At 70.4% G+C, this 23541-nt stretch carries 27 protein-coding genes; 12 read left to right on the top strand and 15 right to left on the bottom strand.

Annotation, left to right across the window (positions count from 1 at the left end; genetic code table 11):
- Positions 1 to 234: a hypothetical protein gene (locus ACT4N7_RS22875; RefSeq protein WP_444830877.1), complete on the bottom strand. Its 234-nt coding sequence runs from the start codon at positions 232 to 234 to the stop codon at positions 1 to 3.
- Positions 235 to 368: 134 nt separating this feature from the next.
- Between ACT4N7_RS22875 and hisH the strand changes: the two genes are divergently transcribed.
- The 3 genes from hisH to priA are packed head-to-tail and all read left to right on the top strand — an operon-like array spanning position 369 to position 1957.
- Positions 369 to 1004, top strand: coding sequence for an imidazole glycerol phosphate synthase subunit HisH (hisH, locus tag ACT4N7_RS22870; protein ID WP_444830876.1), 636 nt, complete (start codon positions 369 to 371; stop codon positions 1002 to 1004).
- Positions 1001 to 1216 carry a hypothetical protein gene (locus ACT4N7_RS22865; protein ID WP_444830875.1) on the top strand — a complete coding sequence of 72 codons (216 nt, stop codon included), beginning with the start codon at positions 1001 to 1003 and terminating at the stop codon, positions 1214 to 1216. The genes hisH and ACT4N7_RS22865 overlap by 4 nt, the downstream gene beginning before the upstream one ends.
- A gap of 9 nt (positions 1217 to 1225) precedes the next feature.
- On the top strand, positions 1226 to 1957 hold the full coding sequence (priA, locus tag ACT4N7_RS22860; RefSeq protein WP_444830874.1) for a bifunctional 1-(5-phosphoribosyl)-5-((5-phosphoribosylamino)methylideneamino)imidazole-4-carboxamide isomerase/phosphoribosylanthranilate isomerase PriA: 732 nt from the start codon (positions 1226 to 1228) through the stop codon (positions 1955 to 1957).
- Positions 1958 to 1988: 31 nt separating this feature from the next.
- Here the strand turns inward: priA and ACT4N7_RS22855 are convergent, their stop codons facing one another.
- The 8 genes from ACT4N7_RS22855 to ACT4N7_RS22820 are packed head-to-tail and all read right to left on the bottom strand — an operon-like array spanning position 1989 to position 9987.
- Complete coding sequence (locus tag ACT4N7_RS22855) at positions 1989 to 2759, bottom strand: hypothetical protein (protein WP_444830873.1); 771 nt, start codon at positions 2757 to 2759, stop codon at positions 1989 to 1991.
- Positions 2756 to 3433, bottom strand: a complete 678-nt coding sequence (locus ACT4N7_RS22850; RefSeq protein WP_444830872.1) for a hypothetical protein — start codon at positions 3431 to 3433, stop codon at positions 2756 to 2758. Before ACT4N7_RS22850 ends, ACT4N7_RS22855 begins: the two co-directional genes overlap by 4 nt.
- Before the next feature lies 1 nt (position 3434).
- Positions 3435 to 4136 (bottom strand): vWA domain-containing protein, encoded by a 702-nt coding sequence (locus ACT4N7_RS22845; protein ID WP_444830871.1) that lies wholly within the window; start codon positions 4134 to 4136, stop codon positions 3435 to 3437.
- A 28-nt stretch (positions 4137 to 4164) separates the two neighbouring features.
- Complete coding sequence (locus ACT4N7_RS22840) at positions 4165 to 5133, bottom strand: protein kinase domain-containing protein (protein ID WP_444830870.1); 969 nt, start codon at positions 5131 to 5133, stop codon at positions 4165 to 4167.
- Entirely contained in the window at positions 5130 to 6143 is a 1014-nt protein-coding gene (locus ACT4N7_RS22835) for a serine/threonine protein phosphatase (RefSeq protein WP_444830869.1), read from the bottom strand. Before ACT4N7_RS22835 ends, ACT4N7_RS22840 begins: the two co-directional genes overlap by 4 nt.
- Positions 6144 to 6186: 43 nt before the next feature.
- Positions 6187 to 7206 carry a hypothetical protein gene (locus tag ACT4N7_RS22830; RefSeq protein ID WP_444830868.1) on the bottom strand — a complete coding sequence of 340 codons (1020 nt, stop codon included), beginning with the start codon at positions 7204 to 7206 and terminating at the stop codon, positions 6187 to 6189.
- On the bottom strand, positions 7203 to 9380 hold the full coding sequence (locus tag ACT4N7_RS22825) for a hypothetical protein (protein WP_444830867.1): 2178 nt from the start codon (positions 9378 to 9380) through the stop codon (positions 7203 to 7205). The genes ACT4N7_RS22830 and ACT4N7_RS22825 overlap by 4 nt, the downstream gene beginning before the upstream one ends.
- 25 nt (positions 9381 to 9405) lie before the next feature.
- Positions 9406 to 9987: a toll/interleukin-1 receptor domain-containing protein gene (locus ACT4N7_RS22820; protein WP_444830866.1), complete on the bottom strand. Its 582-nt coding sequence runs from the start codon at positions 9985 to 9987 to the stop codon at positions 9406 to 9408.
- 391 nt (positions 9988 to 10378) lie between these two features.
- Between ACT4N7_RS22820 and ACT4N7_RS22815 the strand changes: the two genes are divergently transcribed.
- Positions 10379 to 11680, top strand: coding sequence for a helix-turn-helix domain-containing protein (locus ACT4N7_RS22815; protein WP_444830865.1), 1302 nt, complete (start codon positions 10379 to 10381; stop codon positions 11678 to 11680).
- 3 nt (positions 11681 to 11683) lie between these two features.
- Here the strand turns inward: ACT4N7_RS22815 and ACT4N7_RS22810 are convergent, their stop codons facing one another.
- Positions 11684 to 12073, bottom strand: coding sequence for a PPOX class F420-dependent oxidoreductase (locus tag ACT4N7_RS22810; RefSeq protein WP_444830864.1), 390 nt, complete (start codon positions 12071 to 12073; stop codon positions 11684 to 11686).
- Between the two features lie 201 nt (positions 12074 to 12274).
- On the opposite strand from ACT4N7_RS22810, the gene ACT4N7_RS22805 reads away from it, so the two are divergent.
- On the top strand, positions 12275 to 14227 hold the full coding sequence (locus ACT4N7_RS22805) for a S8 family serine peptidase (protein WP_444830863.1): 1953 nt from the start codon (positions 12275 to 12277) through the stop codon (positions 14225 to 14227).
- Positions 14228 to 14264: 37 nt separating this feature from the next.
- Here the strand turns inward: ACT4N7_RS22805 and ACT4N7_RS22800 are convergent, their stop codons facing one another.
- The 5 genes from ACT4N7_RS22800 to ACT4N7_RS22780 are packed head-to-tail and all read right to left on the bottom strand — an operon-like array spanning position 14265 to position 17169.
- A complete protein-coding gene (locus ACT4N7_RS22800) occupies positions 14265 to 14708 on the bottom strand; it encodes an SRPBCC family protein (protein ID WP_444830862.1) in 444 nt (147 codons plus the stop codon).
- A complete protein-coding gene (locus ACT4N7_RS22795; protein WP_444830861.1) occupies positions 14705 to 15040 on the bottom strand; it encodes an ArsR/SmtB family transcription factor in 336 nt (111 codons plus the stop codon). The genes ACT4N7_RS22800 and ACT4N7_RS22795 overlap by 4 nt, the downstream gene beginning before the upstream one ends.
- Positions 15041 to 15094: 54 nt before the next feature.
- Positions 15095 to 15829: an ABC transporter permease gene (locus ACT4N7_RS22790; RefSeq protein WP_444830860.1), complete on the bottom strand. Its 735-nt coding sequence runs from the start codon at positions 15827 to 15829 to the stop codon at positions 15095 to 15097.
- Positions 15826 to 16548 (bottom strand): ABC transporter ATP-binding protein, encoded by a 723-nt coding sequence (locus tag ACT4N7_RS22785; RefSeq protein ID WP_444830859.1) that lies wholly within the window; start codon positions 16546 to 16548, stop codon positions 15826 to 15828. The genes ACT4N7_RS22790 and ACT4N7_RS22785 overlap by 4 nt, the downstream gene beginning before the upstream one ends.
- Positions 16549 to 16596: 48 nt before the next feature.
- Entirely contained in the window at positions 16597 to 17169 is a 573-nt protein-coding gene (locus tag ACT4N7_RS22780; RefSeq protein ID WP_444830858.1) for a TetR/AcrR family transcriptional regulator, read from the bottom strand.
- A 420-nt stretch (positions 17170 to 17589) separates the two neighbouring features.
- On the opposite strand from ACT4N7_RS22780, the gene ACT4N7_RS22775 reads away from it, so the two are divergent.
- The 7 genes from ACT4N7_RS22775 to ACT4N7_RS22745 are packed head-to-tail and all read left to right on the top strand — an operon-like array spanning position 17590 to position 23535.
- On the top strand, positions 17590 to 18564 hold the full coding sequence (locus tag ACT4N7_RS22775; RefSeq protein WP_444830857.1) for a hypothetical protein: 975 nt from the start codon (positions 17590 to 17592) through the stop codon (positions 18562 to 18564).
- Complete coding sequence (locus ACT4N7_RS22770; RefSeq protein ID WP_444830856.1) at positions 18557 to 19060, top strand: hypothetical protein; 504 nt, start codon at positions 18557 to 18559, stop codon at positions 19058 to 19060. Before ACT4N7_RS22775 ends, ACT4N7_RS22770 begins: the two co-directional genes overlap by 8 nt.
- 22 nt (positions 19061 to 19082) lie before the next feature.
- Entirely contained in the window at positions 19083 to 19535 is a 453-nt protein-coding gene (locus tag ACT4N7_RS22765) for a type II toxin-antitoxin system RatA family toxin (RefSeq protein ID WP_444830855.1), read from the top strand.
- Positions 19532 to 20803: an aminotransferase class III-fold pyridoxal phosphate-dependent enzyme gene (locus ACT4N7_RS22760; protein ID WP_444830854.1), complete on the top strand. Its 1272-nt coding sequence runs from the start codon at positions 19532 to 19534 to the stop codon at positions 20801 to 20803. Before ACT4N7_RS22765 ends, ACT4N7_RS22760 begins: the two co-directional genes overlap by 4 nt.
- Positions 20800 to 22023, top strand: coding sequence for an acyl-CoA dehydrogenase family protein (locus ACT4N7_RS22755; protein ID WP_444830853.1), 1224 nt, complete (start codon positions 20800 to 20802; stop codon positions 22021 to 22023). Before ACT4N7_RS22760 ends, ACT4N7_RS22755 begins: the two co-directional genes overlap by 4 nt.
- Before the next feature lie 10 nt (positions 22024 to 22033).
- On the top strand, positions 22034 to 22303 hold the full coding sequence (locus ACT4N7_RS22750; protein WP_444830852.1) for an acyl carrier protein: 270 nt from the start codon (positions 22034 to 22036) through the stop codon (positions 22301 to 22303).
- On the top strand, positions 22300 to 23535 hold the full coding sequence (locus ACT4N7_RS22745; protein ID WP_444830851.1) for a beta-ketoacyl-[acyl-carrier-protein] synthase family protein: 1236 nt from the start codon (positions 22300 to 22302) through the stop codon (positions 23533 to 23535). The genes ACT4N7_RS22750 and ACT4N7_RS22745 overlap by 4 nt, the downstream gene beginning before the upstream one ends.
- The last annotated feature ends 6 nt before the right edge of the window (positions 23536 to 23541 follow it).

Below are 23541 nucleotides of genomic sequence, written 5' to 3'. Positions count from 1 at the left end.
TCAGACGGGGAGGGTGCGCTGCTCGGGGGCGGGGGCCACGGCGGGCGGACCGGCCGCGGCGGAGTCCTCCGGCGGGGTGATCAACGCCGCCGCGATGCCGATCCACACCACCGCCAGCGGCGCGGGCCACACGACCGACTGCGCGAAGGCGATGTAGGTGTTGACGGTGGCGGCGGCCACCAGCACGGCTGCCAAGAGCCAGCGCACGGTCTTGCGCAGTCGGGGAGTCCGCATGATCACGGTCCGTCCTCCGGTTCGCTATCCCTGACCCCTTCGTGTCACCAAGCGACGTACCCGGTCCAGCGACCGCTCTACCGCAAGTCATGTCACGGTTAGATAACGGCAAGGGTGCCCACTAGGCTGGCGCGGTGGCACGAGTCGTCGTATTGGACTATGGGTCGGGGAATCTGCGCTCCGCCGAGCGCGCCCTGCAGCGGGTCGGCGCGGAGGTCGAGGTGACCGGCGACTTCCAGGCCGCCGTCGACTGCGACGCGCTGGTGGTGCCCGGGGTTGGCGCGTTCGCCGCGTGCATGGCGGGTCTGCGCGCGGTGCGCGGCGACCGGATCATCGGCCGCAGGCTCGCGGGCGGGCGGCCCGTGCTGGGCATCTGCGTGGGCATGCAGATCCTGTTCGAGCGGGGCATCGAGCACGGTGTGCGCACCGAGGGCTGTCACGAGTGGCCCGGCACGGTCGACCGGCTGGAGGCCGACGTGGTGCCGCACATGGGGTGGAACACTGTTCGGGCACCGGCGAAGTCGGTGCTGTTCGCCGGGTTCGACGAGAGCACCCGGTTCTATTTCGTGCACTCCTACGCCGCGCGCACCTGGGAGCTGCACCCGGAACCGCCGATGGTCAGCCCGCTGGTCACCTGGGCCACCCACGGCGGCGACTTCGTGGCCGCGGCGGAGAACGGCCCGCTCTGCGCCACCCAGTTCCACCCGGAGAAGTCCGGCGACGCGGGCGCGCAGCTCCTGGAGAACTGGCTCAAGGACGTCACCGGATGACCGCTCCCCGCAAACGCCGCACGACGCGCAAATCCACCCGCAGGCGCAGGCCGTCGACCGCGACGACCATCGGCGGCGTGGTGGGCGCGGCGGTCGCGGGCCTGCTCGCCGGGCTGCTCGACGCCATGCCGTGGTGGCTGTGGGTCGTGCTGCTCGCGGTCGGACTCGGCGTGGGCTACCTCGTGCACCGGCGGTCCGCACCGGCCCAATAGGCTGCCCCGGTGAGCTTCTACCTGCTTCCCGCTGTCGACGTCGCCGACGGCCAGGCCGTCCGCCTCGTCCAGGGTGCCTTGGGCACCGAGACCCACTACGGCTCGCCGTGGGACGCCGCCCTCGCGTGGCAGACCGACGGCGCCGAGTGGATCCACCTGGTCGACCTCGACGCCGCGTTCGGCCGGGGCAGCAACCGGGAGCTGCTGGCCGAGGTGGTCGGCAGGCTCGACGTCAAGGTCGAACTCTCCGGCGGCATCCGCGACGACGAGTCGCTGGCCGCCGCGCTGGGCACCGGGTGCGCCCGGGTCAACCTGGGCACCGCCGCGCTGGAAGACCCCGAGTGGTGCGCCAAGGTCATCGGCGAGCACGGCGAGCGGGTGGCCGTCGGTCTCGACGTCCGCATCACCGGCGGCGTGCACCGCGTCGCGGCCCGCGGCTGGACCACCGACGGCGGCGACCTGTGGGCCGCCCTCGACCGCCTGGACCGCGACGGCTGCCCCCGCTACGTGGTGACCGACGTCAGCAAGGACGGCACCCTGCAGGGCCCGAACCTCGACCTGCTGCGCGAGGTCTGCGCGCGCACCGACGCCCCGGTGATCGCCTCCGGCGGAGTGTCCAGTGTGGACGATCTGCACGCACTCGCGACGCTGTCGGACATCGGCGTCGAAGGCGCCATCATCGGCAAAGCCCTCTACGCGGGCAACTTCACCCTGCCCGACGCGTTGGCCGCGCTTCGGTAGATCATGGGGCATCTGGGCCGCGGTAGGCCATTTAGGCAGTTCTGGTCAGCGCGGCATGCAGGATGACCGTGTTCGCACGGCTGACAGTGATCTCCAATCCGCTGATCTCGTAGGTGTAATTGCCGTTGCGCGCGAAGAATCCCGTCGCGGTCGGGGTGGCCGGGAGCGAGATGTGGCTGTCTCGGGTAGCTGCCTGCCCGCGCAGCCTGCCGTCGTAGTACAGCGCGCCGTCCGCCGTGCGGCACAACGCGATCAGGTGCCGGTCCGTCGTGTACTCGGCGACAAGGGTGGCACCGGCGCCGCCGCCGGGCAACCAGGACGCCACCGAATCGGGACATCCGGCCGCGGTGGGGGTTGCGGTCGATGTCGGATCGGCGGTCCGCGGCGCGGTGTCAGCACTGTCGCGTTCCGCCAACAGGCCGAAGGCGGCGATGGCCGCGATGATCAAGATCACCAGCGATACGCCCCACCCCGCCCTGGGCGCGCTGCGCGATACGGGCTCCCGCGCGGGCGGCACCGGCCGTACGGGTGGCGGGGGTGGTGTCGCGAGCGTGATTCGTGGCGTGTCCATGCGGGGCGCCGAGTGCCGAGTCCGGTCGGCGAGTTCGACTGTCTTGGCGTACTGGGACTCGACGAACACCGGCGGCGGGGACTCCTGATGCGGCACGATCACCTCCGTGACGACGGTTCTGACCTCGCCCGACGTCGTGCTGCCCGCTTGTCGCTTGCACCTTCGGCAGATCCCGCTCGACGGCTCGTTGTTGGTATGGCAGCCGTCGCACACCCACGTGCTGTCGATCATCGATCCTCCGGTCGCGCTCTGCGCCCGTGGATGTCCGAGGAGCTCGGCAGCACGGCATCCGTGCTACTGCGCATGGGACGGAACACGACCCACTCATCGGTGTTCGGGGCCGACTCGACGGGCAATCGGGGCAGCGGCCCGCGCGCGGTGTCCCCGCGATGGCGATCGGACTTCTTGTCGTGCTTCGGTTCCGCACCAAGCCCTACGCGTCGGTGGATCTCGTGCACCAACGGGTCGAGGTGGGGGCGGGCCGCCGCCGCGAACCGCAGTCGGATCTCCAGTTCGGCACTCGACCGCGGCCCGAGTCGGACCGCCAGAGCGAGGGCGATGGCGGCCGAGCCCGGCACGCCCGGTTCGTCATCGAGTCGAGCGCCGACGCACGCCCCGAGCGGCACGTCGAACTTCGCCCCGCGGCGACCGGTGGCACTGCGTTCGATGACGGTGATCCGACCCGCCCGCCAGATCAGCCGCACGGCGTGGCCATCGAGCACCATCGTGGTTCGGGGGTCGTCGAAGCGCTCGTCCCACGCCGCGACCGTGACGAGCCCGGTCGGGGCGCCGTTGTCGTACCAGCGCGACAGGAACGGCGGGTCCGTGACCTCTCGCCAGCCGGTTCGGCCTCGGCCCGCGTACCTTCGCCAGGTTTGCCAGGGGCCCTTCGTCACCGTGGCCATGTCAGAGACTGTTCGCGATGGTGTCGATGATCTCGTCCATCTCCCACTCCTCCAGGCCCTCGCCCGCGTTGGAGGGAAAGAAGAGCGTGTTGTTCCAGTCGTCGGCGATGTCCTCCCACGGGGACACCTCGGGCGCGAACAACAGCAGCCGTTTGGCGGAGTTCTCCATCAGCGCGCCGGAACCCTGTGCGTGGCCCCACTGCCGGAACAACTCGTCCATCGACTGCGGAATCCAGCGCGGGTACGTGGCAGCCCTTACCTGTCTCGGCAATCCCAGCGGATGTGCGGACGCGTCGGTGAACAGCACGATCACGTGCCTGCGCCGGTCCAGCCCAGTTTCCCACTCCGACCCCATTGCCAGGGCCAGCGCCTCCAGCCCCGATTCCGGCTCGTCACCGCCGCCGATGGCGCGCAGGCCGCGAACCACTCGCTCGAACTCGGTGATTTCCGCTGGGACGGTGAAGAACCGGCTCTCCTCCAGGGCGTCGTCGGCGCGGTCCCCGAAGTCGCGGAATGCGATCACCTTCAGCCGCAGTTGGCTGATTTCGCGGCCCTTGCCCGCCATGGCGGCAGTGAGCCTCTCGTGGAAGGACAGCACGCTGCGCTGCACGTTGGCGAGCGTGGGTTTCATGCTCAACGTGGCGTCGATGCACAGGACGATGTCCACCGAGTACTGCAGGCCCGCGTGGCTTCGCAAGGTCATGTCGTGGTCCTTTCGAGACTCTTGGTGATCACGGTGTGCGTCCGGTCACGTTGACGCGCAGCCGGGAACGACGGCGTGCCGCGGCAGGTGAGCGGTTGCTGTGCGGCGGCCGCAGGTACGACTCGTCTTCCAGTCGGATGGCCACGTCGTCGATCCGCGGTCGGGAATCCGGGTCACGGTCGGTCAGCTCAGTCAGCAGTCTCGCGAGTGCCGGGCCAATCCGGGGGTGCCACGCCAGGCAGGTGCCCGCGGTCACGGCTTCGGCTGGCGAGGCGAATGCGGCCTCGTGGGTCGGGAGTTCGCCGGTCACGTAAACGTGCGTCATCAGGCCGAACGCGAACATGTCGGCCGCGGTGGTGAGTGATCGCGCGGGCACCGTGGTGTCGCCGTGTAGATACCGCAGCCACTCGGGCGCCCCGAACAGCACGTTGCCGCCGATGACCGTGCGGGCGGGCGGATCACCCGCCAGGTAGGCATCGTCGAAGTCGATCAGCTTTGCCACCTGGAGGTCGCTGCCCACCGGCTGGTGCACCAGGACGTTTTCGGGCTTGAGATCGCCGTGCACGATCCGCAACCGGTGCAACAACCGCAGGCTGTCCGCCAGCGTCCCCAGCAGAACCCCCTGCCGCGCGGGGCCCAACTCGTGCGGTGCGACCTCCTCGACCGCGTGCACCCGCCGGGTGATCTTGTAGTAGCGAGTGCCGTCGGCGAAGAAGTCGACCGCCAGCACAAGGTTGCCCGCGTCCAGGTCGTCGGGTCGGATGCGATCGCGTACGGACCGGTGCCGCCGCTCGAACTCCTGGCACTCGGCGAATCGCCGCGCCTTCTCCGCGGGCGATCCCATCCCGTCCGGTCGGGGACGCCTGGGGTCGAGGAACTCCTTGACGAAGAACTCCTCGCCGTCCTTCTCGGCGAACGCCCACACGCACTTGCCCGCGTTGGCGTTGCCCGGCTTGGTGACGATGCGGTACCCGTTGATCGATTGACCCAGTTTCACTGCCCCTCCAGTCGCCTACACGGCATCCGGCGCTCGTAGCCGCCGCGGTAGCGTTGCCAGGAGTCCGTGCGAGCCGCGACCAGGTCGTCTCGCTCCGCCGCAGCGGCTGACCGCATCGGCTCGGCGTGTTCGATTCGTACGCGTTCCGCCCGTCCGCGAAACGCCGCGCGCAGCTCGGCGAAGCCCGAGAAGCCGAGCGCCACCAGGCAGAGCGAGGCGTCGTCGCCGGTGTAGCCGGTGACGCGTTCGGTGATGAGCGCGCTCCAGTGCACGCCATCCTGGGCTGACAGCAGCGTGTCCAGCAGGATGTGCTCGAACTCCGCTGGGGTGTGCAGGTAACCGAAGAAGCCGTCGGTGGCGCACACGAGCACGCACGGAAGCGTGGCGGCGCCCGTGTTCCGGTTGATCGTGAAGGGCTTTCCCGTGCACACCAGGTTGGTCATCGTCGGGTCCTGCACGAGCAGTTCGAGCGCGTCGTCGGACTCGGTGTCGTCACGGCTGAGTTGTTGCAGGCCGCGGTCTGGTTCCGCTACGTAGCAGCGGGAATCGCCTGCCCACAACACCTCCCAGGTGACGTCGCGGTCGCCGATGCGGTAGCTCACCGCGGCCAAGGTCGTCGGGTGGGCGCGGCGCATGGTCCCGGTAATCCGCCGAGCGGTCCCGTCGCTCAGCGTCGCCAGCCGCGCGGACAACCCGCCTGCCAGCGTCGTGGTTCGGCCGCCCAACACGAACCACTCCTCGACCAGGCCGCGCACGGCGCGCGACGCGACCCAGGCGTTGGTCCGCAGGAAACCCGACGCCGACCACCCCGCCGTCGCCGCGCCCGCCCCGCCCGCGCCGTCGAACACTCCGAGCAGGCCGCGCCCATGAGGGCGGTGGAACAGCATCAACGGCTCCGCGTCTTCGCCGAGACCCGGCTTCTGCTCCGTCCAGACGCCTAGCGCCTCGAAGCGGGGCTCGGCGTGGTGCCATGTCGCCGCTCGGCCGCGCGGGCCGGGCTGAATGTCCATGTCGGTGTCGTTCTCCCGGTGCTGTTGTGGTCTAGACCATGCCCTAGTCGCTGTCGCGTCGCGCTGTGCCCCGCAACCTGCTGGGCCTGCGCTTCTCCTCTGGGGCAGCCGATCCGTCCGAAGTCGACGGACGCGGACCGCGCACCGGTTCCCCCTGACCGGGTCTACCGTCGACCGGCTCGACCTGTTCGACCACAACGGACTCCGGCGTGCCGCGGCCTGCTGTCAGCCGGGGGCGCAGCGGACCTCGCCTCGTCGGCGCCGACAACACGCCGCCCTTGCCGCCGAGCAACTGCTCGTAGATCTGGTCGCGCTTGCGTTCGGTATCGAACGCCTCGGTTTTCTCCCCGGTGTTGCTCAGGATCTTCAGTGCCTCCAGGAGTTGGTCCTTCTCCAACGCTGCGACGGCGGCCTCGTGTCCGAGCACAGTGGACGGATCGCCGTTGTTGAGTGCCATGATCTGCGCGACCATCTCGTCACGGCCGCCTTGGACCACCGGTCGCATGGCACTGCGCCGGATCTCGTCGAGCCGGACCTCGCCGCGCAATCGATGGATCTCCGAGGTGTCCCCGCTCGCGACCTCGACGGAGAACCCGCCGAGTCGCACCGCCACGGCCGGGCCGACGCGGTCGAGAGCGTCGTTGAGCGCTGCCTCGGCGTTTGCGACGTCGAGGATGTCGAAGCGCTGCGACACCTCGCGCAGCACCTTGGTCATCGACGGCCGCAGCGACTCCGTCATGTTGGTGACGTTGTTGAGCGCGATGGTCACCGGATCCACTACCTGACAGGTGAAGTTGACCTGGGAGGCGAAGGTGAACGACGAGTCGGAGCTGGGCAACCGCGCGTCGAACTGGAGTCCGTATGACGCGGTGTCGATGAGGAGGCAGCGCCGGTAGTTTCCCGTGCGCGCGTCGGGCACCCGTTCGCCGTGCCGGACCAAGACGGCACCGTCAGCCGCGTCGAGGACCAGTGCGGTACCGAAACGGGGTGGCCGGATCGGTGCGGCGACCCGGATTCGACGCAGCTCGGTGATCTCCAGAATCGGGTTGTATGTGCGAGTCATGCGATGGCTTCCTCTGCTTCCACAAGGTCGTCATGGATCTCGGCGGCCGACCGCAGGGGGTCGTCCTCGTCGTTGGCCCAGCTCTCCAGCGCGTGCAGCAGGCGTTCGAGGTCGGCCGCGCCCCGGTCGGCGATGCCCGCGACCATGTCCAGCACCACGGCATGGGCGGCCGGAACCCGGTCCACCACGTGTACCCACTCGCGCAACGCGTCCAGGGCGAGCGGCCGTACCGGTTCACAGGACAATGCGCGGCCCCACAGTTCGGGCAGCGATTCACGATGCAGGTGCGCTGTCCGCAGCAGCGCAGGTCGGTCGGTGGCCGGGTTGTCGGTGGGGGAACCGGATTCCCGCGCGGCGACCACGAACACGAGCAGCGCTTTCACCACCGGCTCATCGGTTCCGCCGCCCGCTGTCCATTCCAGCAACGCGTCGAGCACCTGCCGTTGCCTGCCGCGCTCGATCAACAGGTGCGCGCTGAGCGCCGACGGTTCCAGCAGGTCCCAGTCGCCCTCGCAGACCAGCGTCCGCAGCAGCCGCAGGGCGCGCTGGGGATCGTCGTCGCCGAGCGGTCCGCCTACCGCGAGCGCCGCGGTCGCGGACAAGGTGGCGTGCCCGCTGGTCGACCGGACCAGATCGGCCCACTGTTCCAGCAACGACCAGACCTTGGGCGTGTGGTCGGTGAAGGCGCCGACGATGCTCAGGGCGAGGGCGGCGCTCTGGCGTCGAACCGCGGACTTGGCCGCGGCCCACGGCATCAGGTACCGGTGCAGGCCGTGCTGAAAGTCGCCCGCGGCCAGGATTCCGGCCGCCATCGCGGCCCGCGCGCGGACCTCGATATCCGCGTGGTCGACGAGCTTGCCCAGCCACTCAAGGATCTTGGGACGCGTACCGTCCAGTTCGTACCAGACCTGGGCGAGGACCGCGCCGCGCAAGTCGGCATGCCGGAACCGGACAATGCGCGGGGCTTGCGGTCGATCCTCCGAGCCTGCCAGTTCGATCCACGAGCGTTCGGCCAGCAATGCGCGCAGGTAGCGGGGAGACGAGTTCGCCCCAGCGGAGAGCTGACCGTGCAGAGCGATGGCCGCATCGGAAACGGTCAGGTAGCTAGACTCCTCCAGGACCGCTGTCGCCAAGGTGAAGGCGATCTCCTGGACCGGCGGGTCCCCGCCGAGCCACTCGCTCACCTGACCCTCCGGGTCACGCAGCTTTGCCAGTGCTTCGTCCAGATCACCGTCCGCGCGCAGCGCGTCGATCACCGCGGTGGCCGCGCGAGTGGCGAACCGCGGCTCGTCGCGTTCATCGAGGAGTTCTCCGAGCGAGGTCGCCGCGAGCCGTTGGTCGACGTCGTCGGCGGACAGGTCGGGAATCGCGCCGCGGACACGTCTCCGCACGATGTCCACGGGATCTGGCACGTCGAGGTGCTGGAGGACAAAGTCGTCGCGCCGGGAAGCGGTGGCGAGTGAGCCCCGCAGCGGTCCGGTGATGACGACCAGGTAGCTGCCGCCCTCCCGCAAGACCTCGCCGGTCCGCGCGAGCCATCCGTCGTCCACGCTCTCGGAAGCGCTCTTGGCTGACCCGCGGGTGTCGTCGACGACCACGAAACCCGTCTGTGTGGCGGGCATCCGCCAAGACGCGTTGCCCAACACGTGGCCGGTGAGACTGTAGATCGTCGGTTCCAACCCGTGGACACCCAGCACGCGAGTCAACAGGGCCAGCGCGGTGGTGTACCGGCCCGTGCCACGTCTGGCCGAGACGAAGAGGAGGTTGTTGGTGTCGAGCAACTCCACCGCTTCGGCGAACGCGGACGGCTCGACGAAGCACTCCGTGTGCTCGGCGATATGGGCGGCCGAGATCAGGCTCCTGGCGGGCGCTCGGGGGGCCGACCTCCCCGGCCGTCCCCCGGTGGCGAAGTCGCCCATCACCGCGAAGTCGCCCATGAAGACATTGGCGTGGGTCACGCGGGAGTCCAGTCCGAGGCGGTCGATGCCCCGGTTCAGGATCTGACCGGATCTCACGGTGTCGAGCCGTTCGGCGCTGTCGCCTCTGAGTTGGTTCAATGCTTCCTCGCGGGAGGACGGCGCAGCGGTGCTCGGCTCCACGGCTGACCCGTCTGGCTTCGGGGTGTCCGCGGCGGCTGCCGCGGGTTCGTCGCTGGTTGCCTTGGGGTCAGTCATATCTCGGCTCCGTTGTCCGCTCGGATCAAGCGATGAAGTCTCCACTGACGTTGATCTGGTCTGCCTGGATGGACTTGTGCACGGTCTGGGCGTGGACCGCGTACCTGGCAGGGGTCTGTTCCGTCTTGGCCCGTTGGGCCGCGCGCAGCCCCGGAATCTTCTCGCGCAGCTTGGCCACGAGGTGTGCGATGTCGACGTCGCTGCGCCGGTAGTGCACGCAGATGTCCTGGCACGTGGCGAGTTCGGCGATGTCGGCAGGCAATGCCCCGGCAGGCACCCGTGCGGTGTCAAGGCGTACCGGCACCACCTGGACGCCGTACTCGAAGGCCGTGCGGATCTCCCGCCGAACGAAGTCGTCCGGGTCGTCGAGCTTGCGACGGCCGTTGTCGTCGGCGGCGTCCAGCCACCCCTTGCCCATGATCGCGAGCAGCACGCTCGACTCGCGTACGGCTGCCATCATCGCCTGTTCCCATCGGTCGCCCGGTGGGATCGACTTCGACGCCCGGAACACGGCGGCGGAACCGAAGTGGTCCGACAGCGCCTGGTCGAGCATGGCCGCGCCGTACGGGGCATCGGATGTGCGGTAGTTGAGAAAGATCTTGATCACAGGCCGTACACCTCATCAGAAGATTCGCGACAAAGGGGTGCGGGGTTACGACAGACGAGCGATGACGGGAGATTGTCAAATCCGCAGGGTCGCTGTCCAGCCCTACCGACCGGTATTGCCGAGTTTCCTGTTTCTCTTTTTCGGTGACCTTCGGGTGTCCTTTCTCGAACTCCGGGACAATTTGGGGACAGAATGTGGACATCCTGCGCCAGGGCCACGTGGCTGCTGGTAGACGGTCTCCACAATGTTATTCGTCGCGTTGCCCGGAACCGTTTCGCTTTCCCGGTGGACGCCAGGCCGAACTCCACGTGCGTTCCGGGCAGTCTCGCATAGGGTTGGCGGGCACGCGGCTATTGGCTGAACCGTGATTCGCGAGGAGGTCGGGTCTGCTATGACCGGCGACGAGAATTCCTTCGGACCGCGGTTGCGTGGGCTGCGGCTGGCGCAGGGCCTTTCGCTGAGCGCGTTCGCCCGCAGGCTGCACTACAGCAAGGGCTACCTCAGCCGGATCGAGAACGGCTTGCAGTCACCCGGGGCGGAGTTCGCGCGGCGGTGTGATGCCGAACTCGACGCGGGCGGCCTGCTCGCCATGCTCATGGCACCGCGGCCGAAGAGTCCGGTCTTACTGGACACAAAGGACTTCGAGGGCGGTGTGTGGCTGATGACCATGGCACCCGACGGCGAAGGGTCGTTCGTTTCGATGCGTAGACGCGATGTGCTGATGGCGGGGGTCGGGTCGGTGGTCGGGATGGGCACGGGCGCGCTGCGCGCGCCACAGTCCTCAGCCGCGCGGACCGAGCACGCCATTCCGCACCTGCGGCTGATGTTCGACGAGGTCCGCAGGCTCGGCCAGACCGCCAGCCCGAGCGTCGTCCTGCCCATCGTGGTGGCCCAGGCACACGCGCTGCGCGCGCTCAGGCCGGACGCGCAAGGTCGGGCCCGCGCCGAGTTGACCATGCTTACGGCGCGGACAGCCGAGTATGCGGGGTGGATGGCCCAGGAAGCGGGCGACGATGGCACGGCTTTGTGGTGGATCCGAAACTCCGTGACCGTCGCCGAGGAGGCGGGCAACCACGACATCGCCACCTACGCTCTGGTACGGCAGGCACTCATCACCCTGTACCAAGGCGACGCCTACGCCACGATCGGCCTCGCGCAGCGGGCGCAGGCCGATGCGGGAACGCCCTCGCGCATCCTGGGGCTCGCCGCGCTGCGCGAGGCGCAGGGACACGCGCTCGCGGGCGACCGAGACCACTGCCTGCACTCGCTCGACCGCGCTGCCGAACACCTGCGCACGGCGGCGGCGGATTCGGTGGACGGGCCGGTCATCGGCACGTTCCACGTCAAGGATCCGGTGGGTGTGGTCACCGGGTGGTGCTTGTTCGACCTGGGGCGGCCTGCCGAGGCGGCGGCCGTGTTCGACCGGGAACTGCCGAACATCCCGGCCACCGCGTTGCGGGCCCGTGTCCGCTTCGGACTCCGGCAGATCCTCGCGCACGCCGCCGCGGGCGAACTCGACCATGCGTGCGAGCTGGCCCGTGACATGGTGTCCATTGCCATGACGGTGGATTCGGCGACGGTGGTTTCGGATATCCGCAGGCTCGCCGCCCTGTTGCGTCGGTGGCACAGTCACCCTGCGGTCCGCGCGCTCGATCCAGTGCTCACGGCCGCTCTTCATCGCGGCAGAGTCTGAGCCCTATGGCGTATCAGGCGTGATCGCGATGCCGATGGTGCCGGTGTTGCCGCGGCGGATCTTGCTGGCCAGCATGGTGATCCGGCCGACGAGGCCGTACTTGCGCTGGATCAGCTTGCGCGCGCGCTCCGACCCGGCCGCGTCGAGGAGGCGGGCGGTGCCTGGGACGGTGTCGCCCGTGGGGTTGCCGCGGAAGTCGCATTCGGCCAGTTCGACGCGGCCGTTGTTGCGGATCCGCTTGACCTTCCACGAATCCGACACCGTCCAGAACACCAACTCGTCGGCGTCGCGGGCTACCCAGACCGGGGTGGGCATCGCGGTGCCGTCCCGCTTGAAGGTCGTCACCAGCAGGTACTTGCCGTCGCCGAGGCGGGTCAGTGCGTTCGATCCCATGGGGCCGACTCTACTGCGTCCGCGGGCTGGCCGAAGCGCGGCGGCCAGTCGGCCCGCGACGACCCGCGGTGCGGGATTTCCCAGTTATCCGCGTAGCCTGTTTGGCGGCTGGACCGCCGATTTCCGGTCAGTAGCGTGGGAAACCCGTTCGGGCCTCCCTCCGGCCCGGGCGTCCCCCTGCGCACGTTCGGAGGCCATCCCATGCCGCTGCCACGGCGAAAAGTCCTACTCACCGGATCAGTTCTCGGCGTCCTGCTGATGACGGCGGGCACCGTCCAAGCGGGCGGCACCGCCACCGCGGGCTCGGCCGACAGCCCGCAGTTCATCCGGCTCGCGAGCCGGACGTTCGACCCGCTCGCGCCCGGTGTCGCCGCGGCCGCCACCGGGCGGTCGGGCTACCTGGTGCAGTTCCGCGGTCCCGTCACCGACGCGCAGCGTGCGCGCCTGCGCACGGTCGGCGTGCGGCTCGGCGCCTACGTCCCGGACCACGCCTACGTCGTCCGCACCGCCGACGTCGCGGCCTTGCGCGGGCTGGACTTCGTGCGCTGGGTCGGCGACTACCAGCCCGCCGACAAGTTCGACCCGGAGTCCACGTCGGTCGCTCGGGCGGGTTCGGCGCAGTACCTGGTCACCCTGGTGGAGGAGAACATCCGCGACCAGAACACGGTGGCCCGGCGCGTCGCGCGGGTCGGTGGGCGGCTCGACGGGATCGCCGAGAGCGGGCGCCATGTGCTCGCGACGCTGAGCCCGACGCAGGTTGCCGAGTTGGCCGCGCTGCCCGAGGTGCTGGCCGTCGGCGCGACCTCCGCGCCGCAGACCGACATGGCGATCGCCCGCGATTCCAGTGGTGCCAACTACATCGAGACCGCGGGCGGGTACCGCGGCAAGGGCGTGCGCGGCGAGGTGATGGACGGCGGACTGCGTATGTCACACCAGGAGTTCCGGGCCCGGCCCGCGGTGCCGCACGGGCCGAACGGGTCGAGCACCAGCCACGGAACCTCGACCTATGGTCAGATATTCGCCGCCGGTGTCAGTGCCACCCGCCGCGGGCTGCTGCCCGAGGCGCAGGGCATCTTCGCCACCTACGGCAAGCCCGACCGCTACGGCCACACCCGGCAGTTGGTCGACCCGGCGGGTGCCTACCGCGCGGTGTTCCAGTCGAACAGTTGGGGAAGCACGCTGACCACGTCCTACACCTCGGTCTCGGCGGCGCTCGACGACATCGTGTTCGACCACGACATCCTGATCTGCCAGTCGCAGAGCAACGCGGGCACGCGCAGTTCGCGGCCCGAGGCGTGGGCGAAGAACGTGCTCTCGGTCGGCGGCCAGTACCACTACAACACCGCGTCCCGCACGGACGACCGGTGGGCGGGCGGCGCCAGCATCGGCCCGGCCGCCGACGGCCGGATCAAGCCGGACCTGTCCAACTTCTACGACCGCATCGACACCACATCGTCCACAAGCGACACCTCGTACACCACGTCGTTCGGCGGTACCAGCGGCGCCACCCCGATCACCTGCGGCAACGCCGGACTGCTGTTCCAGATGTGGGCGGACGGCGTATTCGACGGCGCCCCAGGCAAAGCCCGCGACGTGTTCGCCACCCGGCCGCACGCCGCGACCGCGAAGGCGCTGCTGATCAACACCGCGAGCCAGTTCCCGTTCAGCGGCACCGCGCACGACCTCACCCGCACCCACCAGGGCTGGGGCACGGCCAACGTGCGCACGCTCTACGACCAGGCCAAGGCCAACGGCTGGCGGCTGCCGATCCTGGTCAACGAGACCGACCTGCTGCGCACCGGCCAGTCCAAGCGGTACTCGCTGACCGTCAACGGCACCAAGCCGCTGCGCGCGACGCTGGCCTACACCGACCCGATGGGCTCCCCGAGCGCCGCCGTGGCCCGGGTCAACGACCTGACGTTGCGGGTGACCGCGCCCAACGGAACGGTGTACTACGGCAACAACGGCCTCAACATTGGCATCTGGTCCACTTCGGGCGGGTCACCGAACACGGTGGACACGGTGGAGAACGTCTTCCTGGAACGCCCGGCGGCGGGCACCTGGACGATCGACGTCCTCGCCACGGCGGTCAACTCCGACGGCCACGTGGAGACCCCGGAGACCGACGCGGACTACGCCCTGATCGTCCACTGAGGACCGCAGTGGCCCGGGCCCCGGTGGCCCGGGCCACTCACTTCCGGTCGCGCAGATAGCTTTCCATCAGCACCAGGATCTCCGGCCACCCGGCGGCCAGCTCGTCGCGGATCTCGGTGGACGCGAAACCGGACTGCAGCACGGTCATCCGGGTCTTGCCGTCCTCCTCGACGAAGGTGACCTCGACGGTGGTCTCCAGCACGCTGCCGTCGGTCTTCTCGGTGCTCGTGGTCATGAGCAGCCGGTTGGGGCGGTCGACGGCCTGGAAGACGCAGACCTCCCGCATCAGCTTGTCGCGGTTCGGGCCCCAGGCCGACACCCAGGTGCCGCCCACCCGAACGTCGCATTCGGACTCGACGATGTAGCCGGGCACGGTCGGGTCGCTGTACCAGTACGGGTGGGCCTCTGGGTCCACGAACGCGTCGAAGACCTCGTGCGGCGTCGCGTCGATCAGTCGGTCCACGCGCAGGTCGATGCTCATGTTGTCGCTCCCTTTTTCTTGGCCAGAAAGGCTTCGATGCCGTCCATGCGGCGTTCCCAGCGTTCGCGGTGCTCGTCGATCCACTGCACGGCGTCCTCCAGATGTCGTGGTCCGAGCCTGCACGTGCGCGTGCGGCCCACCTTCTCGGTGGTGACGAGTTCGGCCTCTTCGAGCACGTGGATGTGCTTCTTGAGCCCGGTCAACGTCATCCCGAACGGCTCCGCCAGCTCGCTGATCGATGCGGGGCCCTGACTCAACCGCGCCAAGATCTCCCGCCGGGTCGGATCGGACAACGCGGCGAACGTCTGATCGAGTCTCGGAAACTGAACCATATGGTTCACTATAGGGGGGTTGTCGACCCGCCGCAAGGGGGTCGATCCGCACCGTCAGGGCGTGCGCCTGCGCAGCGTGCTCGCGCCCAGCACCAGGGCGAGGAGCGCGCAGCCCGCGACGATCACCAGGTTGCGCGCCAGGGTGCCGTCGAAGTCGGGGGAGTGGGTGACCTGGGTGAGGGCGTCGACCGCGTAGGACAGCGGCATCACGTCGGACAGGGCGTTGAGCAGCCAGCCCATGCTGTCGCGCGGTTGCAGGAGTCCGCACAGCAGGAACTGCGGCAGCACGAACAGCGGCATGAACTGGATAGCCTGGAACTCACTGGTGGCGAACGCGCTCACGAGCAGGCCGAGCGCCATGCCGAGCAGGGCGTCGAGGACCGCGATGAGCAGCAGTGTCCACACTGGACCGGCGACCTCAAGTCCAAGCCACAGCAGGGAAACCCCGGTGGCGATGCCGACCTGGAGCACCGCGAGCACGCCGAAGGCGATGGCGTAGCCAAGGATCAGGTCGAGCTTGCCGATCGGCATGGTCATCAGGCGTTCGAGGGTGGCCGTGGTGCGCTCGCGCAGCGTAGTGACCGAGGCGATCAGGAACATGATCACGAACGGGAACACGCCGAGCAGCGCGGGCGCGATCGCGCTGAACGCCCGCTCGGAGTTGAACACGAAGCGCAGCAACGTCATCAGCAGGGTCGGGACGAGCAGCAGCATGGCGACCGTGCGCGGGTCGTGGCGGAGTTGGGTGAGGATGCGCCGCGCGGTCGCGGCGGTGATCGTGGCGTTCACGCCGCCGCCTCCGTGGTTCGGACCAGGTGCAGGAACGCCTGCTCCAGGTCGGCTCGGCCGGTCGCTGCGCGCAGGCCGTCCGGGGTGTCGTCGGCGAGCAGCACGCCCTCGCGCAGCAGCAGGAGCCTGCCGCAGCGGGCGGCCTCGTCCATCACGTGGCTGGACACGATCAGGGTCGTGCCGCCGTCGGCGAGGCGGTGGAACAGCGCCCACAGGTCGTCGCGCAGGACTGGGTCGAGGCCGACGGTGGGTTCGTCGAGCACGAGCAGTTCGGGGGAGCCGAGCAGGGCGACGGCCAGGCTGGCCCGGCCGCGCTGCCCGCCGGAGAGCTTGCCGACAAGCTGGTCGGCCTGGGGGACCAGGTCGACATCGGCCAGCACCCGCGGCACGTCGGCGGCGGGTGCCTTGAGCACGGCGGCGAAGTAGCGCAGGCACTCGGCGACGGTGAGATCGGCGTAGACGGCCGGGTTCTGCGTCGCGTAGCCGATCCGGTCGCGCAGCGTGGGGTGGCCCGCCGGTCTGCCCAGCACCTCGACCCGGCCGCCCGCGACCACCTGCACCCCGACGAGCGCGCGCATGAGGGTCGTCTTGCCGCACCCGCTGGGGCCGAGCAGGCCGGTGACCGAGCCTCGGGGTACCTCGAATCCGATGTCGCGCAGGACCTCGCGGCCACCACGGACCACCCGTAGTCCGTCGACCGCGACGGCTGAATTAGTCATGTGTTTAATTCTGCGCGCGATGAGTTCCGGCGTCAAGGGGAAGCGGGGTCACGGCGTCAGGTAGTGCTGCAGGACCGGGGCGACCAGGGCGACGACCTCGTCGTCGGTCGCCGACGCCAGGGGTTCGACGCGCACGACGTAGCGGACCATCGCCAGCCCGATCAACTGGGCCGCGAGCCCGGTCGCCCGGAGTTTGGGGACGTCGAGGGCCTCGGCGACCCTGGCCAGGATCGCGGTCTCGACGAACTCGCGCAGCATCGTGGCCGCCCGCTCGTTCGTCGACACCGACCGCACCAGGGCGAGGAACGCCCTGCTCGGCTCCGGCGCGGTCCACAGCGCCAGGAACAGCCGCAGCAGCCGCTCGCCCGCCTGCTCGCGCGGGCCGTCGAGGATGGTCTCGACCAGCACCGCCGGATTGGCGGGCAGGTTCAGCGCGGCGACGAACACCTGTTCCTTGGTGCCGAAGAAGTGGTGGATCAGCGCCGGGTTGACCCCGGCCTCGGCCGCGATGGCGCGGATCGTCGCGCCCGCGAAGCCGTGGGCGCCGAACTGGCCGCGCGCGGCGGCCAGGATGTCGGCCCGCGTCTGCGTCGGCCCCGGTCTGCGCCCGGTCCTCGCCATCGTCGCCCGTCTCCTCGTCGTCGTGCCGTGGCCAGTGTGCCCGGACAGTCCGAAGTGGACTGACGGGCGCGGCCGGTCCTGGTCCGTCGAGACCGGGGCTGTGGCAGCGAAACTACTCCGTTCGGACGATCACGGCGGTGTCGCTGCACCGTGCTAGCATCGGCGGCCAGTGAATTGTCGGCAGCGGGCAGCCGAAGAACAACGGTCGCGCTGTCGAACATCCCCCGCACCACACGCGGGGCACTGGCCTGGGGTGCGCGAAGTCTGGATATTTCCTGAACTGGGGGACGGTTCGATGACGGCTGGAGTGGTCCGTGGCCACCTGCCCTGTGTCGTGGTCCGCGTGGCGGCAGCGGGCCCGCGATCTCGTCCCGCGGATCCTCCGACCGTGCGGGCGGACCAGCGAAAGGTGTCGTGGTCGTGAACGACTGTGACCAGCTCGACGCGGCGAAAGCGCTGCAGGTCGTCGGGCTCGCCCTGCAGGACGTGCTCGACCTCGGCGGCAGCGTGCTGACCGCCGGTCGGGCGTTCCTCGTCGGCTCGCTCGCGGGCGGCCTCGGCAACCGGGGCAGCGACGTGGACATCCACCTGCTGATGCCCGGGATCAGCAAGCCCTCGCCCGCGTTTCTCTTCTTCGCGGGCGAGACGCCGATCGACATCGAGCACTACCCGGCGACGATGCCCGCCGACCTGCTCGCGGGGGCGCGCGCGTTCCCGGTGCGCGAGCTGCCGATCGGCGTGGTGAGCCTGGCTCCCCCACCGGGACGGCGCACCCGCCGCACCGCCGCGCGCTGGCTCAACTCCGTCCCGCTGCACGCCGACCAGCCGCCGGTGTTCGACGCGGCGGAGTCCGCCGCGCTGCTGCCCACGCTCGTGCGGGCCTCGATCGACCAGCTCGTCCAGGTGTGGGCGATGGCGCGGCTGGCCGAGCGCGGCGGCGAGCCCGAAGCCGCCCGCTACCTGTGCGGACGCGCGGGCCGCGAGCTGCTGGAGCTGCGCTGTCGAGCCCGGGGCGACGTGCTGACCAGCGAGAAGTGGCTGCCGAACCGGGCGGCCCGGCTGGGCCTCGACACCGGGTTCGTCCGCGGGCACTACGCGGCGAGCACCGAGGCGGAGCTGGTGGCACTGCTGGCAGGCACCGGCCTCGCCGAGTGGGACCCATGGCAGCTCACTGCCGTGCGGCCCGACCCGGACCGCACGGCCACCAAGCTCGGCCGGGAAGAATTCGTGCTGACCAGGCACGGCAGGCTGATCCGCGACGCCGTCACGGCCGAGGGCTCGCTCGCCGGGATCGCGGGCGAACACTCGGCTGGGCGGCTCATGCGGGGGATCCGCGACGCCGAGCTGGTGCTGGATGTGGCCGCGGAGACGTTGCGGGAGGCCCTCGATGACTGACGCCCGGGTCGGCGGCACCGACCTGACCTGGTTCCTCACCCACGGCGCCGGAATGGCCTGGCAGTACGCCATGGCCGTGCAGACCTCGCTGACCGACATCGAGGCGGCGTACGCGGACGGCAACTACGCGGCCTGTGTGGAGTCCTGCGCGGTCGCGCTGCGCGCCATCGCCTACTGCGGCCAGGTCGGCGCGGGCTATCTCAAGTCGCCGACCCACATCGAGCACCACACGCACCTGGCCGTCGACGACTCGCCCGCGGCCGAGGCGTTGCGTGCCCTGCCCCTGCCGCCGGGCGCGACCAAGGCCGAGGCGGATGCCGCCAAGGCGGTCGTGCGCGAGCACGACGAGCGATTGCGCTCGGCCATGCCCCTGAGCATCCCGGTCATTCGGACCGCGAGCGGCTACTTCCCCACCGTGCGTATCGCGGGGGCGTTGGAGAAGCTGCGGACCGACCACGGCCTCGGGCCGCTGGACTGGGACCAGTGGGGAATCTGAGCGTCAGAGCAACGGAGGACACATGCCTACAGTCACCACCAGCCACACCAGCGACGACAACCCCGACGAGGTGTGGGCGACGCTGCTCGACAGCGAGTCCTACGCCAGCTACATGGCCGAGGTGCGCGAGATCAGCGTCGTCGAGTGGGAGGGCGACCGCCGGGTGAGCAAGTGGTCGGTGCTGCTCAAGGGTTCCGAGCTGGAGTGGGAGGAAGAGGAGTTCATCGACCACGACCGGCGACGCATCGACTTCCGCCAGATCGAGGGCGACCTGGCCTACTTCACCGGGTACTGGCAGGTCACCGCGGACGAGCGGGGCACCACCGCGGAGTTGCACGTGGAGTTCGACATCGGCATCCCGATGATGAGCGAGATGCTCAACCCGGTCGCGGCCCGCGCGCTGGAGGACAACTCGCGCGCCATTCTCGAACAGCTCGGGCGCCGCTCACGCGCCGGTGCGCAGGCGCAGCAGTGAGCCTGCTCGATCCGGCACTGGCCAAGGACACCTTTCGCAGGCTGCGCAAGCACATGTCGCCCGCGCTGGCGCTTGCGGGCAAGTTCGCGGGCCAGGGGGCGGTCGAGGTCGCCGCGCAGGGCTGCGAGGTGCGGCTCTCCGACGGCCGCACCGCGCTGGACTTCGGCTCGTACGCGGTCACCCTGCTCGGTCACCGGCACCCGGACGTCGTCGCGGCGGTTCGCGCCCAACTGGACGCCATGCCGGTGTCCACCCGGTCGCTGAGCAACCCGCTCGCCGCGGCCGCGGCCGAGGAACTGGTGCGGTACCTGGATTCCCCGCTGTCGAGGGTCTACTTCGGAACCAACGGCGCGGACGCGGTGGAGGCCGCGGTCAAGCTCGCCCGGCTCGTCACGGGGCGCGGCACCGTCGTGGCCGTGCGCGGGGCCTACCACGGCAAGACGATGGGTGCGCTCGCGCTCACCTGGCACGACCGGTTCCGCGACGGCCTGCGCGAGCTGCTCGGCGGCGCGGTGCACGCGGACCCCGCCGACGCCGACGCGGTGCGTCGCGCGGCGGCCGACGGCGACCTCGCCGCGGTCATTTTCGAACCGGTGCAAGGGGAGAACGGCGTGGTGGCGCTGGACCCGGCGGTGCTCGCCCAGTGGGCCGAGGACGCCAGGAGCGCGGGCGCCTTCGTGATCTCCGACGAGATCCAGGTCGGCCTACGCCGGGGCGGGCCGCGCTCGCTCGCGCTGGCGGCGGGGCTGCCGGTGGACGCCGTGCTGCTCGGCAAGCCGCTCGGCGGCGGGGTGGTGCCGGTGTCGGCCGCGGTGTGCTCCGAGCGGCTCTACCAGCCGCTGGTCGCCGACCCGTTCCGGCACACCGCGACGTTCGGCGGTCAGCCGCTGTGCATGGCGGCGGTGCCCGCCGCGCTGGCCGCGATCGAGGCACACGCCGACAACGGCGTCCAGGTTTCGTCCTTTATGGACAGTGGGTTGGCGCGGCTGCGGGACCGGTTCCCCGACGTGGTCACCGAAGTCCGCGGCCAGGGGCTGATCTGGGGCGTGGACTTCGCCACCCCGGAGCACGCGGGCGAGGTCGTCTTCGGCCTGGCGCAGCGGGGTTTGCTGGTGTCGCCGTGCCTGAGCAGGCCCGAGACGCTGCGCCTGCTGCCGCCGATGGTCGCCACCGAGGGCGATGTGCGCCAGGCGATGGACGCGCTCGCGGGTGCCGTCGAGCAGACCCGGCAGACCATGGCCGACCGGCGGGTCGAGGTGGCGGGGTGACCGGCAAGGGCGGACTCTTCGACGACGTCTGGCCGGACGTCAGCGCCGACCTGCCCGCGCACGTGCTCGACGAGATCGCGTCGCTGGCCCAACAGTCCGATCGCGACGGTCGGCCTGCCGCCCGGAGCCTGGAGTTGTTGCGGGAGCACAACTGGCCCGGGCTGCCGGTTCCCGAGCAGTTCCACGGCGGCGGCGCGAACCTGGTCAAGTGCTGCGCGTTGCAGCGGGCGCTCGCCGCGAGCGACCCCGGCCTGGCCGTCGCGGTGAACATGCACCTGTTCTCGGTCGGCCTGATGGTCGAGCACTGGCGCCGCCGGACGGACACGTCGTGGCTGCTGATGGAGGCCATCGCCACCCAGAACCGGTTGCTGGCCTCGGCTTTCGCCGAACCGAACCTCGGCGGCTCCACCACCCGCTCGACGCTGATCGCCGAGCCGGTGGACGGCGGCTGGCGGGTGTCCGGGCGCAAGCGGCCCTGCTCACTGGCCGCCGAGGCGGACCTGGTGTGCCTGCAGGTGCAGGCCGGGCCGGAGACGGTCCTGGTGGCGCTGCTGCCCACGACCGCGCCCGGGCTCAGCGTGGTCGAGGACTGGGACACCATGGGCATGCGCGGCTCGGCGTCGAACACGTTGGTGCTACAGGATTGTTTCATCCCGCGTGAACTCGTCTTCTACGAGGCGCCCGCGGGTTCCGAGGACGACGACGTGTTCGCCGCCGGGGTCATCTGGTTCGCGCTCACCGCCACCGCCTGCTACCTCGGGCTCGCCCGCGCCGCGCTCGGCCACGCCGCCGACCTGATGGGCAGGCTGCGCATCGCGCACCTGGACAGCAGCCGCGCGGAACTGCCCAGCTACCAGGCCGCGCTCGGCGACCACGTGGCGGCGCTGCTCACGCTGGAGTCGGCGTGCGCGGACGTGGCCCGCCGGATGGACGCGGGCGCGGCCCCGGAGTACCTCGTGTCGGCCGCGCTCGCGGTCAAGCAGCAGGCGGTGCGGGCCGTGCCGGACGCCGTCGGCGCGTTCGCGGAGGCGTGCGGCGGGGCGTCCTATGCCCGGTCGCTGCCGCTGGAGCGGCTCTGGCGCGACGCGCAGGCGATCCGGTTCCACCCGCCGACCCCGGCCGCGACCAAGCAGTACCTGGCGCGCCGCGCGCTCGGCTTACCGTCCTCATTGGACTTGGACGAGGCGGCCCCCGGGCTGCGCCGGGGTAGCGATGACTGAGGGAGCGGCGATGGACAAGGGAGTGGCGATGCAGCGAGCCGAGTTGGCCGAGGTGGTGCTGAGCCGGGTCGCGCAGGTGGTCGGCGTGCCGACCGAGGAGATCCAGGAAAGCACCGACCTGCGCGACAAGTACGAAGTGGACAGTCTGGAGCTGATGGAGATCGGCACCCGGCTGGAGACCGCGCTCGGCACCCGGATCGACGCGTCCGACCTCATCGACATGCGCAACGTGGGGCACGCGATCGACCTGCTGTACCGGCGCATGCAGGCGGGAACGTGACCGACCGCGTCCGGGTGGCGGTGAGCGGACTGGGCCTGAAGACGCCCGCGGGCAACCAGATCAAGCAGGCGATGGCCACCCTGGTCGAGGCCAGGTCGACCGCCGCCACGGTCGAGGAGTTCGCCGAACTCGGGCTGCCGGTGACCTTCGCCTGCGCGGTCCCCGAGTTCGACGTCGCCGCGTACTGCTCGATTCGCGAGCAGCGCCAACTCGAACGCGCCGCGCTGCTGGCGATCGCGGCGGCGGCGGACGCGATCGCCGACGCGCGCCTGGACGCCGCGGCCGCGGACCCGAAGCGGGTCGGGGTGACGGTGGGGATCGGCGCGGGCGGTCTGACCCCCGCCGAGCGGCTGGTGAACGACTACGGCGACCGGCCGGACAAGGTGCCCGCGTTCACCGTGCCCCGGATCATGGCCAGCGCGGCAGCGGCGCGGATCAGCTTGCGGCTCAAGGCACACGGCTCCGCCCTGACCTACGCCATGGCCTGCGCGAGCGGAGCGACCGCCATCGGCGAGGCGACGCTCAAGATCCGCTCGGGCGAGCTGGACGTGGTCGTCGCGGGCGGGGTCGAGGCGTCGCTCTCACCGGTCGTGGTGTCCTCCTTCGCCCGCATGGGCGCGTTGTCGCGGCGCAACGACGATCCCGGGTCGGCCAGCAGGCCCTTCGACGCCGGGCGCGACGGCTTCGTGATGGGGGAGGGGGCGGCGTTCTTCGTGCTGGAGCGCTGGGAGCACGCCGTGGCCAGGGGCGCGCCGATCATCGGCGAGATCCTGGGCTACGGCAGCAACTCCGACGCCTTCCACATCGTCGCGCCGCGCGCGGACGGTGGGTGCGCGGCCGACTGCATGCGCCTGGCGCTGGCCGACGCCGGGCTCGCGCCGGGCGACATCGGCCACATCAACGCGCACGGAACGTCCACTGTGCACAATGACCTCGCCGAGGCGCGCGCCATCGCCGACTGCTTCGGCGACGACTGCCCACCGGTCACCGCGTCCAAGGGCGTGCTGGGCCACTCGCTGGGCGCGGCGGGGGCGGTGGAGGCGGTGGTGACGCTGATGTCGGCGTCGAACCGGGCGGTGCCGCCGGTGGCGAACTTCGCGGCGGGCAGCCCCGACATGGCCCGGATCGACGTCGTGTCCGGTGCCCCGCGGGAGATCAGCAGGCTGCCCGCGCTGACCAACTCGTTCGCGTTCGGCGGACACAACGTGTCGCTGGTGGTCGCGCCGTGCTGACCGGAG

Source organism: Actinokineospora sp., assembly GCF_052390155.1.
In the GTDB taxonomy this organism is placed as follows: domain Bacteria; phylum Actinomycetota; class Actinomycetes; order Mycobacteriales; family Pseudonocardiaceae; genus Actinokineospora.
Note: the sequence above shows the minus strand (reverse complement) of the source record. Positions and strands in the feature narration are given on the sequence as shown.